The sequence below is a fragment of the Rudanella paleaurantiibacter genome (assembly GCF_009184635.1).
In the GTDB taxonomy this organism is placed as follows: Bacteria; Bacteroidota; Bacteroidia; order Cytophagales; family Spirosomataceae; genus Rudanella; species Rudanella paleaurantiibacter.
The window spans coordinates 1-15,585 of record NZ_WELI01000007.1 but is presented as its reverse complement, the minus strand read 5'-3'; the positions used below and the strand labels follow the sequence as shown (position 1 = coordinate 15,585).

Below are 15,585 nucleotides of genomic sequence, written 5' to 3'. Positions count from 1 at the left end.
ATGGTAACTATCCGAATGTACAACGTAGGTCTTGGCGACTGCTTTCTGCTCCGGTTCGAGGGCAAAGCCAAGCCGTGGTTTATGCTTATCGACTGCGGACTGTTCAGAGGGTCGCCTGCCGAACGTGAAACGCTCAACGCCGTTGTCGACGACATTGCCCAGACTACCCACGGTCGGCTCGATGTGGTCGTTGCCACACACGAGCACCAGGACCACCTGTCGGGGTTTTGGTACGCGCAAGAGTCGTTTCGGGCGCAAATTCAGATTGGGCAGGTTTGGCTTGCCTGGACCGAAAACCCCGCCGACCCGATGGCCAATGCCCTTAAAGCCACCATGAACGGGTTTGCTGAGCAATTGGAGCAAACGATGACCCAACTCCGGCACGACCCTCGGCGGGGCATCAGTCCCGATACCCTCGCGGCCGTTGAATCGGTGCTGGAGTTTGCCGGGTTTGGTGAACCCTTAGCCGCCAACGACCGGCTGAGCATCAACCAGAAAGCATTACGGTTTCTGAAAGAGGCCCCCACCGACCCTGAGCAGCCGGTCTTGTACGTGGAACCGGGGTCAATGGCACCGGTGGCCGCTCTGCCCAACGTCCGCTTTTTTGTGCTGGGGCCGCCCCGGTCTGAACTACTCCGCAAAAGCGACCCTACGCGCAGCCGACCCGAGGTGTACCACTTTGCGGGTGGGGAACGGAGCAATTATGCCCTGCTGATTCCGGCCACCGACAAAACCAACACCGACCCCGACCGACAAGACGCCATTCCGTTCGACTCCTCGTACCAGATGAGCATTACCGATGCCCAGAACGACCCGTTTTTCTGCAACCGGTACTGGAACGATACCGACCCGGCCGGCACGGACCAACGATACCGCCGAATCGACAACGATTGGCTCTACGCCGTGGGCGACCTGGCCCTGCAACTCGACGGCGACACCAACAACACAAGCCTTGCGCTGGCTATCGAGCTGGTCGATTCGGGGCGGGTGCTGCTCTTTCCGGGCGATGCACAGGTGGGCAACTGGCTGTCGTGGGATAGCTGTAAGTGGACGGATTTCCCGAACCTAACTACGCAGCAACTGTTAGCCAAAACGGTATTTTACAAGGTGGGGCATCACGGCAGCCACAACGCTACCCTCCGCGAGCAGGGCCTCGAACGCATGACCCACCCCGACCTGGTAGCTATGATTCCGGTCGATGAAACGTTTGCCCGGCAGAAAAAAAAGTGGGATATGCCTTTTGGGGGCCTGTACAAACGGTTGGTCGAGAAAACACGGGGGCGCGTGATTCAGGCCGATGGGCACACCCCGCCCCTGCCCGACCCGCGTTACCCCTCAGTAACCGATGCCACCGAGCAGCAGGCATTTTTGAAGGCTCTGCGACATAGCCCCAGCAACCGCCCCGGTGCCGCGTGGCCCCTCTGGACGGAGTACACGATTGGATAGGCTATACGTACCATTTTCCATTCCCTCAATGCTTCCTCTGCTCGTAGTGGGTTCGGAGCATGTCTTCGCCAAAATCGTTGGTGAGGTCGCGCACCACGGTATGAATGTGGTTGGCGTTGTTTTGGGTATTGTCGTACTCGATCAGAATGGTTGGGCCGTGAATACGGTAGTACCAGCCGTTTTCGCCGGTGCCCAGTTGCGGCTGTAGCCCACCCGCCCAGGCAAACCGGAGCGAATCAAGATTGGCTTTTTCGAGTTTTTCCAGTTGCTGTTTGGCCAGCGTAACCCGATAATTAGCCAGGTAGGTCTGGAGTAATTGAAGAAATAGCGTGCGTTGGCGATCGGTCATTTGAGCCAGCGGAAGCCCATCCATCCGGTCGAGCGACGCACGGCGACGGTTGCCGGTCACGAGGTCGTTGTACGCACGGGTGGCCAGCACCGCCTGTTGCCGCTGTTCGGGCGTGAGGGTTTCGAGCAGCGCAAACGCCAGCTCGGTTTCGCGCCGGAGAATCTGCCGTCCCTTCTGCGGCACCTCGGCCCGAACCTCACCCGGATTACTGCCCAAAAACAAGGGAGTAGCCCCCATAATCTGGCCCGTGAGCGACGAAAACTGTACCGATAAGTGGTGCCCCTCGAAACGCCAGCCCCAGGGTTGGGTGCCTTCGGGATCGCCAAAGAGGGTCAGAAAGTAGTTGTCAGGGTCGCGGTACGTATCATTGGGCGGCCGGTTCTCAACTACCCGCAACACATTTTCGGTATCCATAATGTCGAGCGCCTTCCGGTAGCCTTCGTCGCTGAGGCCAGTACGCAACAGGGCCAAAGCCGCCCGGCGTTGCGGCTCCGTCATCCCCTTCATCGACAATCCTTTGCGACTAACGGGCGTGTAATGCCACACAAATCGTTCGTCGTGGTCGAAGGTAAAGATTGCCAGCTGCTTCTGCTCAGCCGACAATGTTTGGGCGAACTGCCGGGCGGCCTCGCGCATGGCATCGTTAGCGGTCGATGCGGCCGACTGGGCTAAAGCGGCCCACGGCCCCAGCAGCCATAGGAAAGGAAGAAATCGGAAAGCGTACATCCGGATAGCGTTTAAACGTGAGTTATGAATAATGCGCACTGTACAACCCCTGTCCTACAAGTAGTTGCTACGCAAAGGCCTTCGACAGGCTCAACCGCACGCGGTCCGGGCTGACATTCGTCTTGAGAGCCCCCAGTCAGCCTGAGCCTGTCGAAGGCCCTTGCGTCAGCCAGTATGCATAATTCACGTTGTTTAAACAAAAAGACCACCAAGCCGCCGTCTTACCGATTCATTTTCAACCGTTTCTCAAACGGGGCTTACCCACAAACAAAAAGCCGCCGGGCGGGGCCCGGCGGCTTCAATTTCCCATACAGGGTTGAGTTATTTCACTTCAAAATCAGCGTCTTTAGCCCCGTCGTTGACTTTTACTTTGTCCACGCTCATCTGCATGGCCCGGCCACCGGTTTGCGCCATCGTCGTAGGGTATTTCAGCCCTTTAAAGTCTTTGTAGTCGGCAAAGGTGGTAGTTTGCGTCATAGGACCACGGGGGGTGTTCTGCGTAGCCACGCTTTGCACTTTCAGGCCCGTCTCCTTATCGTAAAAATCAGACCACGTCACCGCGCCATCGGCCGAGGCATGGTCAACCTTGTAGGCATCTTTGCCGTTCACTGCTTCAACGCCAGCAACGGTGCTTTTCACGCCCATCTCAGCATAGCGCAGTTCACCAAAGAGCGTGTTCATCAGAATCATGCCCTGTGCATCTTTGCCCTCCATCGTGCGGCTGCCCTGCATACCGCCCATGCTTACTTTGCTACCGTCGCCCGTCATACGCATTACCTCCATCCCGTTGGCGTTGATAATCTGCACGAATTTGTTGGGCGCTTTCATTTTACGGGTGATCAGCACAGGGTTGCCGTTGAATTCCGTCGACATTTCGACCCGCATATCCTGAATACCAGCCAGCATGGCTTTGCCGCCAACAGCCGCTACGTACTTGTCCATTACTTCCTGTGCCGAGGGTAAGTTTTGCGCTACAGCCTGCCCGTAGAGGAAGGGAGCTAACAGGAAAGCTACCAATGCTTTTTTCATGATGGTTCTGTTTTTTGGTCGTCTTGATAATGGGCTCAAATAACGAAAATTTCGGGCAAAAACAGCTTAATGCAGCAAGGCAAAAATGGCCAGATACGTCAGGGCACCGGCCAGATAGCCAAGCAAGGCTAATCCGCTGATTTTGCGGAAATACCAGCCGAAATCGAGATTCTCCATGCCCATGACGGCCACCCCAGCCGCCGACCCAATCACCAGAATACTCCCCCCTGTACCCGCACAGTACGCCAGAAATGCCCACAGTTTGGCATCGGCCGGAAACGTCGACAGCTCGTACATACCCATAGCCGCAGCCACAATCGGTACGTTATCAACAACGGCCGACACCAGCCCGATGAGAACTACAATCAGGTCCAGATTGCCCACGGCCGCGTCGAGCGACTCGGCCAGACTCCGTAGCACACCCGTTGCCTCCAGCGAGCCAACCGCCAGCAGAATACCCAGAAAAAACAGAATACTGGGCGCGTCTATCTTGCTCAGCGCGTAAGCCGGGGTAAACGGCTCTTTGTCGGCGTCGTCCTTGTCGCTGTGAATCAACTCCGACGCAACCCAGATAACACCCAGTACGAGCATCATACCCATGTACGGCGGCAGACCGGTGAATGCCTTAAAAATCGGAACAAACAACATACCACCCAGCCCGATAGCAAGCATGAGTCGCCGGTCGCGCCGGGCCGTGGCGTCTACGTACGGGCGGCTGACACCCGCTTCATCGGGCGAGGCCACAAAAGCTGTGGCTCCCGTCGGTGTTCGGAGCGTAAGTACCAACAAGGGAACCAGAAGAGCCACCAGGCTGGGCAAAAACACGGTCGTAATGATGTTGACGGTAGTGATTTGCCCCCCAATCCAGAGCATGGTGGTAGTCACATCACCAATGGGCGACCAGGCCCCACCTGCATTAGCCGCAATAATAATCAACCCGGCCATCAAGCGCCGTTGTTCGTTGTCGCGCACCAGCTTACGGGCTACCGAAACCATCACAATAGCCGTAGTGAGGTTATCGAGCAGGGCCGACAGAAAGAAGGTCAGCCCGCCCACGATCCAGAACAGCGTGCGGGTATTACGGCTGGCAATCCGGTCGGTGATGAGCGTAAAACCATCGTGCGCATCAATCAGCTCGACCACGGTCATGGCCCCCAGCAGAAAAAACAGGATTTCGGCCGTATGCCCCAGGTGCTCGGTCAACTGCTCGCCCACCTCATGACTTTCGGTAGCCGCAAGGGCATACACCGCCCAACATACCACGCCTGTAATGAGGGCCGTAGCCGTTTTATTGATTCGAAGCGGATGTTCGAGCGTAATGAGCGTGTACCCAACCACAAAGGTCAGAATAAGGGCGAGAATCATGCTACAAAGATAGCAGCAGCCTCAGGTCTGCTACTCCTCGTCGCGGCTTTTGATGCCCAGCATAACCCCGGCGTAAATGTCGGTACCGCGTGGCCGGAGACCATTCTGCCCACTACCTAAAAGACCCAGCAGATTATCGGACCCCACGCGCACGGGCCCCGCCTTGATCGTCAGCCCCAGCGCGACCCCCCGGTTGATGTACGTAATCGGTAACGACAACCCCACCACACCTGTCTCGAAACGGGGGGCAATGCTCACCAGCGACGGCTGCCGTACAGACGGGTCGTCGGCTGCCCGCACATTTTGTAGCCAAACGGCACTTATACCCGTGTGGGCCGACAGCTGATAGTCGGCGGTGAAATTCAGCGACGTGGGCAGTCCCACCCGAAACGGCGACGGGTCGGCATCTTCCAGAATCCCTAATCGGTTACGGATAACGGTAGCTACCTGCTCAAAACTTCCCACGTTGGTCGAGTTGAAATCGTCGGCCTCGAACCGCACATTCCGCTGATTCACGTCGTACACCTCGCCCGTGTACTTCATACCGCCCAAATCAGTCAGGCCGAGGCCGAGTTGCAGCAGTCGATCATCGTCAGACTGCAACAGCACCGACAAACCCAGGTCAAAGCCCCAGCCCCGGCCGGGTGCATTGGCCGAGAAAAGTGTCGACGGGGTGAGCCGTCGGTTTTCCAGAAAGGTTGTATAAGCCAAATCAGCATTCACGCGCGACACCACCAGGGCCGGGTCGGCATTGGGGCCGGTGCCGGCTTCGAGCTGATAATCGAGTCCTCGGTTGACAAACGAACCGGCCGAGTAACCCCGCAGCCGTTTTACCGTAAGACCACCCGACACCCGGAACCCGTCGGCATCCACAATCGTGTTGGCGTACGAAAGGGCCAATTCGGCATACGCATTCGTGTTGACGCCAAATCGGTTATCGCTGCTGGGAATACTGTACAAGCTGGAGGTGTTCAGGCTGGCCCGTAGGGCTGACAGTAGCTGTTCTGAAGCCCCATTAACCTGCCCGATACCGCGCAAGCGAGTCGAGAAGGTGAGTACCCCGGCCGTTGGACCCAGGCGCATCTGAATGGCAGGCCCGCGCAATTCGCCCCAAACGGTGGCGTTTTTCGGCTTCCCGTCGAGAATTTCGGTGGTATAGTCCGACTCAAAGCGAACATTGCCGTTGGCTTGCCGGTACACGTCGGGGACATTGCCCGTAAACAGTTTCAGTAACGAAAACGGAGCCTGATACCGCACGAAGTTATTGTTGACGTGCAGGTTAGCCGAACCGGCGTGCAGAAACAGCCGATGGGGCGTTTCGGCGGCCAGGGCCGGGTTGAGGTACGTGCGGTGCGTACCGGTATTGGGACTGGTTGAGATTCCCAGAAAATTTTGAGCCGGACTTACTGTTGCGCTCAGCAACAGGCAGACCGGCCCTAACCATTTTGTATATATCATGTTCAGGGGCATTGATCGTTCAAATAACGCACCACGCCCCAACAAAGCCCAAATTTTCGAGGAAAAGGAAACACCAGTGAGGTACCGGAACCCGGTTATACGCCCTCAGCCTCCACAAGTTTCACGTCGGGCACCAGACGCGTCATCAGGTTTTCGATACCAGCTTTGAGCGTCAGCGTCGACGAGGGGCAACCGCTGCAAGAGCCCTGCAACAAGACTTTTACGGTGCCAGTCTGCTCATCGAACGAGTGGAAGTTAATAGCGCCCCCATCGGATTCAACGGCTGGCCGCACGTACTGCTCCAGTACGGCTTTGATCTTCTGCACCGTTTCCGAATCGGCCTCTACACGCACCGTATTGGCCTCCATGGTACGAGGGGCAAATACCGGCTTCTGATCTTCGAAATATTCTTTCAGGAACTGCTTCAGCTCGAACATCACCTCGTCCCAGTCGGTCGCGTCGTCTTTGGTGATGGTCACGAAGTTGCTCGCAATAAACACCCGTGTCACAAACTCAAAACCAAACAGAGCCACCACCAGGGGCGACGCTTTCCCGTCGAGCAGGGCTTCGCCGGGTTCGGCATAGTCGAACGAAAGACCATCGGGGGCCAATTCGACATTGAGCACGAACTTCATCGAGTTCGGGTTGGGGTTCTGCTGGGCAAAAATGGAAATCGGACGACGAAGGAGTGAGTTCATACCTTTATGATTGCGAAACAGGCGGTATTTAACCCGCCTTTGTGAATAACCTTTTGTTTGATACTGCATACCCGCCCGAGTATTTACCCAGGCCAGTACAGCCTTCTCAGAAACAGCGCTCTGTTTTTTTTAGTTGCGCCCAACAAACAAAACCCGCCCTGCCGAAGCAAAGCGGGTTTTGAGCCATACAGTTGATGGGGCAATTAAGCCACCGTCGCTTCCGCAGCCGGAACGATGTCAACGTATGAACGACGGGCGCGGCCCGGGCGGAACTGTACCGTACCGTCGACCAACGCAAACAGGGTATGGTCTTTACCCAAGCCTACGTTTTTGCCGGGGTGGTGAACCGTACCCCGCTGACGAACGATGATGTTACCGGCAATGGCCTTCTGGCCGCCGAAGAGTTTTACACCCAATCGCTTGCTGATCGAGTCGCGGCCGTTCTTGGAACTACCTACACCTTTCTTGTGTGCCATTTTCTTAAAAAGTTTTCGGTTTTCAGTCCTCAGTTTTCAGTTGAAGAAACAGCCGATAAGAACTGCAAACTGTAAACCGAATACTGTAAACGTTAAAGAGTAATGTCTTCGATTTGTACTTTGGTCAGATACTGACGGTGACCGTTTTTCTTCTTGTAGCCTTTCCGACGTTTCTTCTTGAAGACGATTACTTTTTCGCCTTTCAGGTGTTCAACGATTTTGGCCGAAACGGCAGCACCTTCAACAACGGGTGCGCCAACCGAGATGGTTCCTTCGTTATCAACGAGCAGAACTTTGATCTGGTCGGATGCAAGTACAGCGTCCACGTCGCCCGCCAACCGATGGGTATAGATTGAGCGGCCTTTCTGGATCTTAAACTGCTGTCCTGCGATCTCTACGATTGCGTACATGATTTGTATAACTTGAAAATGAGGGTGCAAAGATAGCAAAAAGTCAACCGTTTGGCAAGGGTTAAGTGCTTCGTTTTTAGAAGACCCGCTGAATTGAGAATAGGTCTACTGAACCGTTGAAACAATTAGCTTATCTGAACTGCCAATTATCATTATTACTCAACATGCACGGTGGACATTTTACAGTTGCACCAAATCCCAAATTTCAGTAATACTCAACGCTCGGTTATAAATCCGCACATCGTCAATGGCTCCGTTGAATAACGACTGCGTCCGGTCGGCAAAAGCTCCGATAATCAAGTCGCTCGTTGTACCGATGATGTTGCCTGTTTTAGGTATCTGGAACAGAGGAACGCCATCTTTGTACCATTTTAGGGTTGTCCCATCGTACACTATGGTGATGAATTGCCAGACGTTTGGCTGTAGCGTACAACTTGAGCAACTCCAACTCTGAACAGGGGTGCCTATGCCTGTATTCAGATCAACGTTTAAGAATGATGGCCCATTGGTGCTTATACCATACTGCCTTCCTGAACTGCTTAGACTTTGAGCTTTTGACAGGATAGCCATGTTTGTGGTGCTTCCCTGCCAGTCTGGCCGTACCCAGGCACAGAGAGTCACGGCCGTACTGGTCAGATTTATACTTGTGCTGTTAGGGACGCGGACAAACTGACTTCCCGCCCGTGCGAATGAGTATGCCTGATTAGCCGCCCCAAAACGGTCGGTTGTGAGTGTAGCTCCGCTCACGGTTCCATTGTTCCCGTTGCCGCTCGCGTCGTTGGCATTGCCGGAAAAAGGCAGGTGCATCGCCAGTCCGTTCACAAGCGTATTGATGTTGGCCGACGCAAATAGATTCGTGCTGTTATTAGTAGCTGACGGACTCGTATTAATCGTGATAGGGCCGTTGAAACCACCCGCGTAGGTAGGCGTAAACGTGATAACCACCGAGCGCGACGCTCCTGTTGCTAATGTTCCGCTAATAACCCCTGAAAAACCGGCAGGTAGTGTGAGCCCTGTGAGCGTAACGGGTTCACCGGTATTCTGAATCACAAGCGTCCGGCTCGTAGTTTGCCCAACGGCGGTCTGACCAAACTCCAGATTACCCGACAGATTGAGGGAGTTCGGGGGCGTGAATGCCAACCGCAGCCGGCCCGCCGAATTGTACGTCAACGTCCCCCCTGCATATAAGAGTGATTTCGCCTGAGCTGTATTATCCGAGATGGTTACTGCGTGCCCCGCATTTATCATCACTATGTCTGCGAGTGTAGGAATACGCCCACATGACCATGTACCTGTTGTGCTCCAGGGACCAGATTGTAAACTTTGGCAAGCAGCAACTCGGATATTTGAATAAACATCATCTAATACTTGCTCATTGAAGAGAATATAATCAATCTTTTTGGGACTTAATTTATCCGGCACATCAACTGCTACAATACCGCTCATGATCTGGCGCTCGGTGATAAGAGACATGATTTTCTCACGAGCATCAAGCAGTTCATGGAAAGCATTAGTCATAGTCAAACGATCAATGACATAGAGCTCTTTAACATTGGTAGTACCAGAAACCGGGTCAGTTGTACTCTGAATATCCTGAATGAGTGGCAGTTCTACCCAATCTTCTGTAAGCTGATCCTGTCCGAGACTATTTTTCTCAAGGTATTGTTTTTGAATACCCAGCGATAGACCCGTTGACGAATTCTTTAAGAAAAAATAAGCTGCATCCTGATCTTCAATCAATGTTTCAAGGTCAATGTACTGGTTCTGCCGGTTGTCAAATTGCTTCAAATTAGCATCAAACACCTCATTCGTTTTGATGGTGGTAGCCATCAGATAAGAAGCAAAATTCTGGGCTATAATCGGGTTCGACCGAAGTATCGTAAACAAGTTAGCGGTTTCAGGATGGTGCTTAGTCCGCAGAATCGCTTGCATTTGATCCAAAACCAGATTTCCGGACATCAGTGACTCATGGACCATACTCCGCTCAATAAGCGTTAATACTTTCTGCAAGCCTGTTTGCAACAATTGAGTCCGAAATGTTGAGAAACTGCCTGCTTGCCGAAGCTGTGTATAGTTTGCGAACAACCGACCTGAATTGGCATCACCACTGTAAAGTTCCAGCATTGGATAGAACTTGTACACATAGTTGGCTAACTGAACAACCTTCTTGTAATTGATATACTTCCGACTATCGAGCGTCTCAGTAAAACGTAGGGTTGGTGTAGGGTTCTGGCTAATGAAATGGTTCATAGGGGCAGTGAGCGCTGAAGCATTTATAGCCGGATACAACATTGCTACAGTTGCTAAGTCACGTTGTACAGCAACTGGGTTGTTCAGAAAACGTACTTTCCAATAAGACAGCAATTTGTCGTACAATTGAGGCTGGATAAACAAGTTATTTGTATTGTCTACATAGCGACTCAATTCCGTTTGATCAACCGTATAGTCCCATGCCGCGCTGTTAGTCCCTAAGAAGTCCTTATTCAGTAACTTTAGCATACCGTCCAGACATGATTCACAGCGCTGTCCGCTGATGAATGAATTCAGGTAATCTAACTGAGAGTCAGCCTTCAAGAATACTGGGTCTATTTCAACAAAATTGGTATAGGTATTATAAGGCTCAAAACAGGCATCGGTGTCCGTATTGAGCAATTGGGTGAGCTTTGCATCCAGCAGAAAATTCTGCATTACAACAAAATTCAGCCTATTCTGAATATCTTCCAGCGTTACCATTGTTTCAATGTGTTCATTGGCCATTTGCTGGCGGAGATTACCCACTTGCTGATTCACAAAATTGATGCGATCAGCTAAATCCTGGTGAGATGCTTCGATTTGCTGGTGTACACTCTCAAACCCCTGGAAAACGGTTTGCTCCAACTGCTCTAACCGCTGGTCAATACGCTGAAGCATCATCATTTCAGGGCTAGGCTTAGGCTTACTCAATAATTCAAAACCAATCTGAATCAATGCACTGGGGTCGCCCCCATAAGCTCTCGCAGCTGCCGCTCCAACCCGAACCGCAAAAATTGCATTTTTAATAAACTTCCGATCTTTCTCAGACCCGATATTGAAGCGGTCCATAGCGGCTAAACCTAACTGGCCATAGGCTACTGCTTTATCGGCAATCTGCGTGTATTGCTCAATTTTTAGGCGTTCTTTTTCATTCTCATAATGCTTTAGCATGTCATTGATCTTTCCTTTCATCTCAGTCGTTGGAGGACCAAAAACAGTATTTTGGCCTGCATTAGCGGCCTGCTGAGCTTTTTGGATTAGGCTAATCTTATCGTCAATTCCGACATTCTCTCGCAGAATGGACTGTAAAACTGGATCGCTCAAATCAGTTAACTTCCCTTCAATATTAGTAAGTCGTTGACTCGTAGCTTTAAAGGCTAGATCTACGTTGACGGCAAACTGTCGGGTAAACTCTGTTAGCTGCTGTTGTTTCTGAAGTATTTGCTGCTGAGTCAGATTCGTGGCCCTTAGCTCCTGATTTATTACTTTTATACTAGCCTTAATATTCGCTATTTCCTTCTTGGTTTCCAGAGCTGTAATGTAACTCCGCTCCAGAATAGCCGTGGTTTTCGCCATGAAATCAACTTGAGCGTCAATGATCTCCTCTGTTTTAGTATCTGCATCAAGACCAGCAGCCGTTGCCTCCTCCACTGTCATAGTAGATCCTGCAACAGCTGGTTTGCCATCATTGAAGTATTTGGTAGCCTTATCCTTATAATATGGATTTTGTAATCGGCTCACAAACGCCGATTTCTGATCTGGCGTGCCTTTAAACTTGAGCAGATCTAACGCTTCCTGTAATTTACCGTCATAGAACTTTGTTGCTTCCTGCTGAAGCCGGGCCGGGCCAAACGTAATTTCTGGTTTGTACCGGTTTGGTATAGCATCATACCCTGACTGCATTACATCGCCTGTTTTGGCGATACCCACCACCCACGGGTGTTTAAAGCCCATTTTTTCTGCAAACTTGGCAACTTTGTAGACAGCCTGTGATCCCTCCACCAGAGTACTGGCGATGGTTAGGTTCCGGTCGGTTCGAATACGCTCATCTTCAATACGAACAATGAAGTTCTGCACCTCCTGGTTAAACTTTGCGTTGCCAGAGCCATCTTTAGGCAGGTTAGCCCGTTTCTGCTGTAGAATAGCCAACTCACCGGGCAGGTTATTCCCATACGCAATAGACGACCCTGCGAGCATCTTTTGCGTCCGCATGCTATTCTGATACTCGGCAGAGAAAGACTGAGCCCAGGCAGAAGTTGCCAGCAACAGTAATCCCCAAAGTAGAAATTGTTTCATGAGTGCAGGAGGGTTATTCGCTGACTTTGATGTATACGTACAGCGCAATGTTGCGTGGACGGGTTTCAGCCCCACCCGTATTGCCAGTTACTGAAGCTAACCGCCAATCATTCCGGGGGCTTACGGCGTTTCAGCCCCACCCGTATTGCCAGTTACCTGACCATCTCCCCATTGGGTTGCCCAGTTATTACCACCATACGACCAGTTTCCCCACTTCACTAAAATATCTGTGCGGTGGTTATGGGCTTTGAATTCATCTGACTGATATGTACCAATACCTCTGTTTCCAGCAGCATCTCCCGAACCTGTGGATCTGTCCTCATTCATGCCCCGCAAGAATACACCCCGAGCATCAGGCAGGTTTGTACCGTTAATCAATTGAGAAGAGAAAAGCTTACGAAGGTCGGTATTAGCGGAAAGTAGTTGACCTGTCATCAGTCGCCATTTAGGTTCTCCATAAGGGTCCATACCTCCGTGCATTCTGTAAAAATCAGCAGGGGCTAGAATTGAATGAACCACATCGCCTACCTTATAGTGATCAACTATGCCAGCAACAGTAGATTGAGGCCGATAAGAGGCTCCGTAAACCATAAACAAAAAAGCCCCAAACAGCGAGAGATTGCCCGTTGGGCGAAAGTAATTGTGCAGCTTCATACGATAGTCTGTAATGTATGTTTTAAGAACAAGAAAGTAGGTTCAGTTCAGGCTGGCCCAGTACGCCCGGCACTCGGCCACCCGACGGCGGGCTACCGGAATTTGTTCGCCATTGCTCATGATGACCTGACAAAAGGCAACAGAGAGGCTGCGGATAAACTGCACATTGAGCAAGTGTTTCCGATGGACACGAACAAAAGCGCCATCGGGCAAACGGCCAGACAATACCTTGAGCGAGCGAGCCACCAGAATTTTCGAACCATCCCGGAAGTAGCACCGCGTGTAGTTCCCTACTCCTTCGAAACGGACAATATCGGAACACGAGACCCACTGCCTGCAATTGAAAAAAGGCAACTGCAACGCTTGCGTCTGAGGGATATATGAGGTAGGCATGGAATGGATATTAACGGCTTTGAGTAAAAACAGGCAGTACACCTAACAACAAAACTCCCGTTTCCAACTCTCTCCGACAATCCCCCGAAAGGGGTATTTTTCGTACCTGACGCTTCGGCTACCTTTGGCTAAATACGCTTCCCTATGAAGATAGCCCTGACCCTCGGCGTGGTTTGCTTCGTGATCTGCGCGGCCTGGGCCGGCCCGGTTCAACCCATCCGAATCGGTAACCAAACCGAGTGGTCATTGAGCCAATCGGCTTATTTGTACACAACCCCTCAGAAGTTATCGCCCCAACAAGCGTTTGCATCGATCCGGCAGGTGCGGTTGGCCGCTATCAAACAGGAACACATCAATCTTGGCCTCCAGGCTGGCTACGTCTGGCTTTACTTCCGGCTAGCCAACGAGGGAGCCGCTAAAACGGTCTTGTTTACCCTCGACCGAATCGACATTCACTATGTTCAGGCGTTTCGTCAACGGGGCAGGGCTATCGACACCCTCGCGCTGACCGGTGATGCACTGCCGTTTAGCAGTCGCCCGGTTCGGCTCAATTATTTTGCCATACCCGTCAAAATGGCAGCCCACGAAGAAGCCGACATCCTGATCTTACTGGAGAAAAAGAACGAATACATTTCGGGCAACATTGGCCTGTATTCAGCCAGTCAATTTTTGCAGAAAGTGCGGACCGATTCAGCTGTGGTCGCTTTCTTTCTGGGTATAGCGGCCTTTATTTTTCTGTTTAATTTCTTTCTGTGGTTCTCACTCGACGATTCCGTCCATCTGTTATTTATGGCTCATCAGGTGGCTATTGTATCGTTCGTACTCATCAATTTAGGGTATGGTTTTGAGTTTCTCTGGCCTACTTTCACCTACAGCAATTCACTGATTATGACGATGGTATCGGGCATTTGGGCCAGTACCAACCTGTTCTTGATCAAGAAATACCTCAATCTGACAGCCACCAGCAGTCGTTTCTACCGGGTGGTCCACTGGCTGGCCTGGTATATTCTGATTGTGTCCATCGTAGGGTGCTCTCTATCGCTGCTCCGGCCCGCATCGGTACCGGCTTATATACTCAAGTTGGGCCTTTCTCTGCTTCTGATCTGGATTATAGCCAACGCCATTGTACTGGTTAGCGTGTTTGTGGAGCAAGTAGGCAAGCGAAACCAGGCCGCTTATATTTACGTGGCCGCCCTTAGCTTCATGCTCATCAGTTCGGTGGTGTACACGCTAACCCTGCTGAATGTTATCAACGCCGGATCCTACACAACGGACTGGCTGATTCCCAGTTTTTTGTGGGAAGAAACAATCCTGGCGTTTGGCCTTACGGTGCGGTACAATCGCTTCCGCCAACAGTACTTTACTTTACAACTCTCGCTGGCGCACGAACAGACCCGCACCAACGAAGCCATTATTCAGGCTCAGGAAAGCGAACGCCAGCGCATTGCCGCCGACCTCCACGACGACCTCGGCGGAACCCTGGCCACTATACGCCGACGCCTGACCGACATCCGCCAGCATCTGCGCGACCCGCAGGCAGCCCACGAACTCGACGCCCTTGAACCCCTCATTCGGCAAAGCAGTCACGACCTCCGGCGTATTGCCCATAACCTGATGCCGCCCGAATTTGCCCGGATTGGCCTACGGGCCGCCCTGGAGCAACTCGTACAGAGTCAGCCTAGCCAACCGACCCGGTTTTCGTTTGTGGTAGCCGGATCAGAGTACCGACTGGCTACCGATGTCGAACTGAACCTCTACCGGATCGTCTCAGAGCTAATTCAAAATATAAACAAGCATGCGCAGGCCGCCCGGACTGCTGTCCAGCTGCTTTATCATAACGACCACCTGACTATTATGGTCGAGGATGACGGATTGGGGAGCCGGGCCGTCGCTAATGAGGGGAATAAGCCCGGCCTGGGCCTCACCAGTAGCCAGTTACGAGCCGAATACATTGGTGCTCAACTCTGGCGCGAAGTCAGTTTGGGCGGAACCCTCGTTATGATTGATGTACCATACGCAACTGCAACCCACACTCTCCGTACCGAACCTAAGCAGGCGAATGAATCCATGTCGGTTACGTAATCATGCGCCAGGCCGTGCGGCAAAACGGGGAATATCTAACCCAAATCACTAAAAACCAGTGATCTAGAGTGTGTGGACAATCAGAGCAACAAAATCATACTTGAAGCCAGATGAACCATCGCCAAGAAGCTGCTGGCTGTTTTTTCGTAGCGAGTTGCTACCCGGCGATACTGTTTCAAGCGGTTAAAATA

12 protein-coding genes and 1 pseudogene are annotated in these 15,585 nt (G+C 52.2%); 2 read left to right on the top strand and 11 right to left on the bottom strand.

Features of this window, described 5'->3' with window-relative positions; translation table 11 throughout:
• A complete protein-coding gene (locus F5984_RS17465; protein ID WP_152125523.1) occupies positions 1-1,446 on the top strand; it encodes an MBL fold metallo-hydrolase in 1,446 nt (481 codons plus the stop codon).
• A gap of 25 nt (positions 1,447-1,471) precedes the next feature.
• Here the strand turns inward: F5984_RS17465 and F5984_RS17460 are convergent, their stop codons facing one another.
• The 10 genes from F5984_RS17460 to F5984_RS17415 all read right to left on the bottom strand — a co-directional run bounded on the left by F5984_RS17460 (position 1,472) and on the right by F5984_RS17415 (position 13,312).
• Positions 1,472-2,521 carry a DUF3500 domain-containing protein gene (locus F5984_RS17460; RefSeq protein WP_152125522.1) on the bottom strand — a complete coding sequence of 350 codons (1,050 nt, stop codon included), beginning with the start codon at positions 2,519-2,521 and terminating at the stop codon, positions 1,472-1,474.
• A gap of 321 nt (positions 2,522-2,842) precedes the next feature.
• Complete coding sequence (locus F5984_RS17455; RefSeq protein ID WP_152125521.1) at positions 2,843-3,550, bottom strand: LolA-like protein; 708 nt, start codon at positions 3,548-3,550, stop codon at positions 2,843-2,845.
• A gap of 66 nt (positions 3,551-3,616) precedes the next feature.
• Positions 3,617-4,915, bottom strand: a complete 1,299-nt coding sequence (gene nhaD / locus F5984_RS17450; protein WP_152125520.1) for a sodium:proton antiporter NhaD — start codon at positions 4,913-4,915, stop codon at positions 3,617-3,619.
• Between the two features lie 30 nt (positions 4,916-4,945).
• Positions 4,946-6,373, bottom strand: a complete 1,428-nt coding sequence (locus tag F5984_RS17445; RefSeq protein WP_152125519.1) for a DUF5723 family protein — start codon at positions 6,371-6,373, stop codon at positions 4,946-4,948.
• Between the two features lie 95 nt (positions 6,374-6,468).
• Complete coding sequence (locus F5984_RS17440; RefSeq protein ID WP_152125518.1) at positions 6,469-7,071, bottom strand: NifU family protein; 603 nt, start codon at positions 7,069-7,071, stop codon at positions 6,469-6,471.
• 203 nt (positions 7,072-7,274) lie between these two features.
• Positions 7,275-7,547 carry a 50S ribosomal protein L27 gene (gene rpmA, locus F5984_RS17435; protein ID WP_027303170.1) on the bottom strand — a complete coding sequence of 91 codons (273 nt, stop codon included), beginning with the start codon at positions 7,545-7,547 and terminating at the stop codon, positions 7,275-7,277.
• Between the two features lie 92 nt (positions 7,548-7,639).
• Positions 7,640-7,957 (bottom strand): 50S ribosomal protein L21, encoded by a 318-nt coding sequence (rplU, locus tag F5984_RS17430; RefSeq protein WP_019989726.1) that lies wholly within the window; start codon positions 7,955-7,957, stop codon positions 7,640-7,642.
• Positions 7,958-8,137: 180 nt separating this feature from the next.
• Entirely contained in the window at positions 8,138-12,265 is a 4,128-nt protein-coding gene (locus tag F5984_RS17425; protein ID WP_152125517.1) for a LamG-like jellyroll fold domain-containing protein, read from the bottom strand.
• A 120-nt stretch (positions 12,266-12,385) separates the two neighbouring features.
• Positions 12,386-12,919: a hypothetical protein gene (locus F5984_RS17420; RefSeq protein WP_152125516.1), complete on the bottom strand. Its 534-nt coding sequence runs from the start codon at positions 12,917-12,919 to the stop codon at positions 12,386-12,388.
• 42 nt (positions 12,920-12,961) lie between these two features.
• Entirely contained in the window at positions 12,962-13,312 is a 351-nt protein-coding gene (locus tag F5984_RS17415; protein WP_152125515.1) for a LytR/AlgR family response regulator transcription factor, read from the bottom strand.
• 144 nt (positions 13,313-13,456) lie between these two features.
• On the opposite strand from F5984_RS17415, the gene F5984_RS17410 reads away from it, so the two are divergent.
• On the top strand, positions 13,457-15,394 hold the full coding sequence (locus F5984_RS17410; RefSeq protein ID WP_152125514.1) for a sensor histidine kinase: 1,938 nt from the start codon (positions 13,457-13,459) through the stop codon (positions 15,392-15,394).
• 80 nt (positions 15,395-15,474) lie between these two features.
• On the opposite strand, the pseudogene F5984_RS26760 reads toward F5984_RS17410, so the two are convergent.
• Positions 15,475-15,585: pseudogene (locus F5984_RS26760) on the bottom strand (IS5-like element ISMra2 family transposase); the annotation flags it as partial.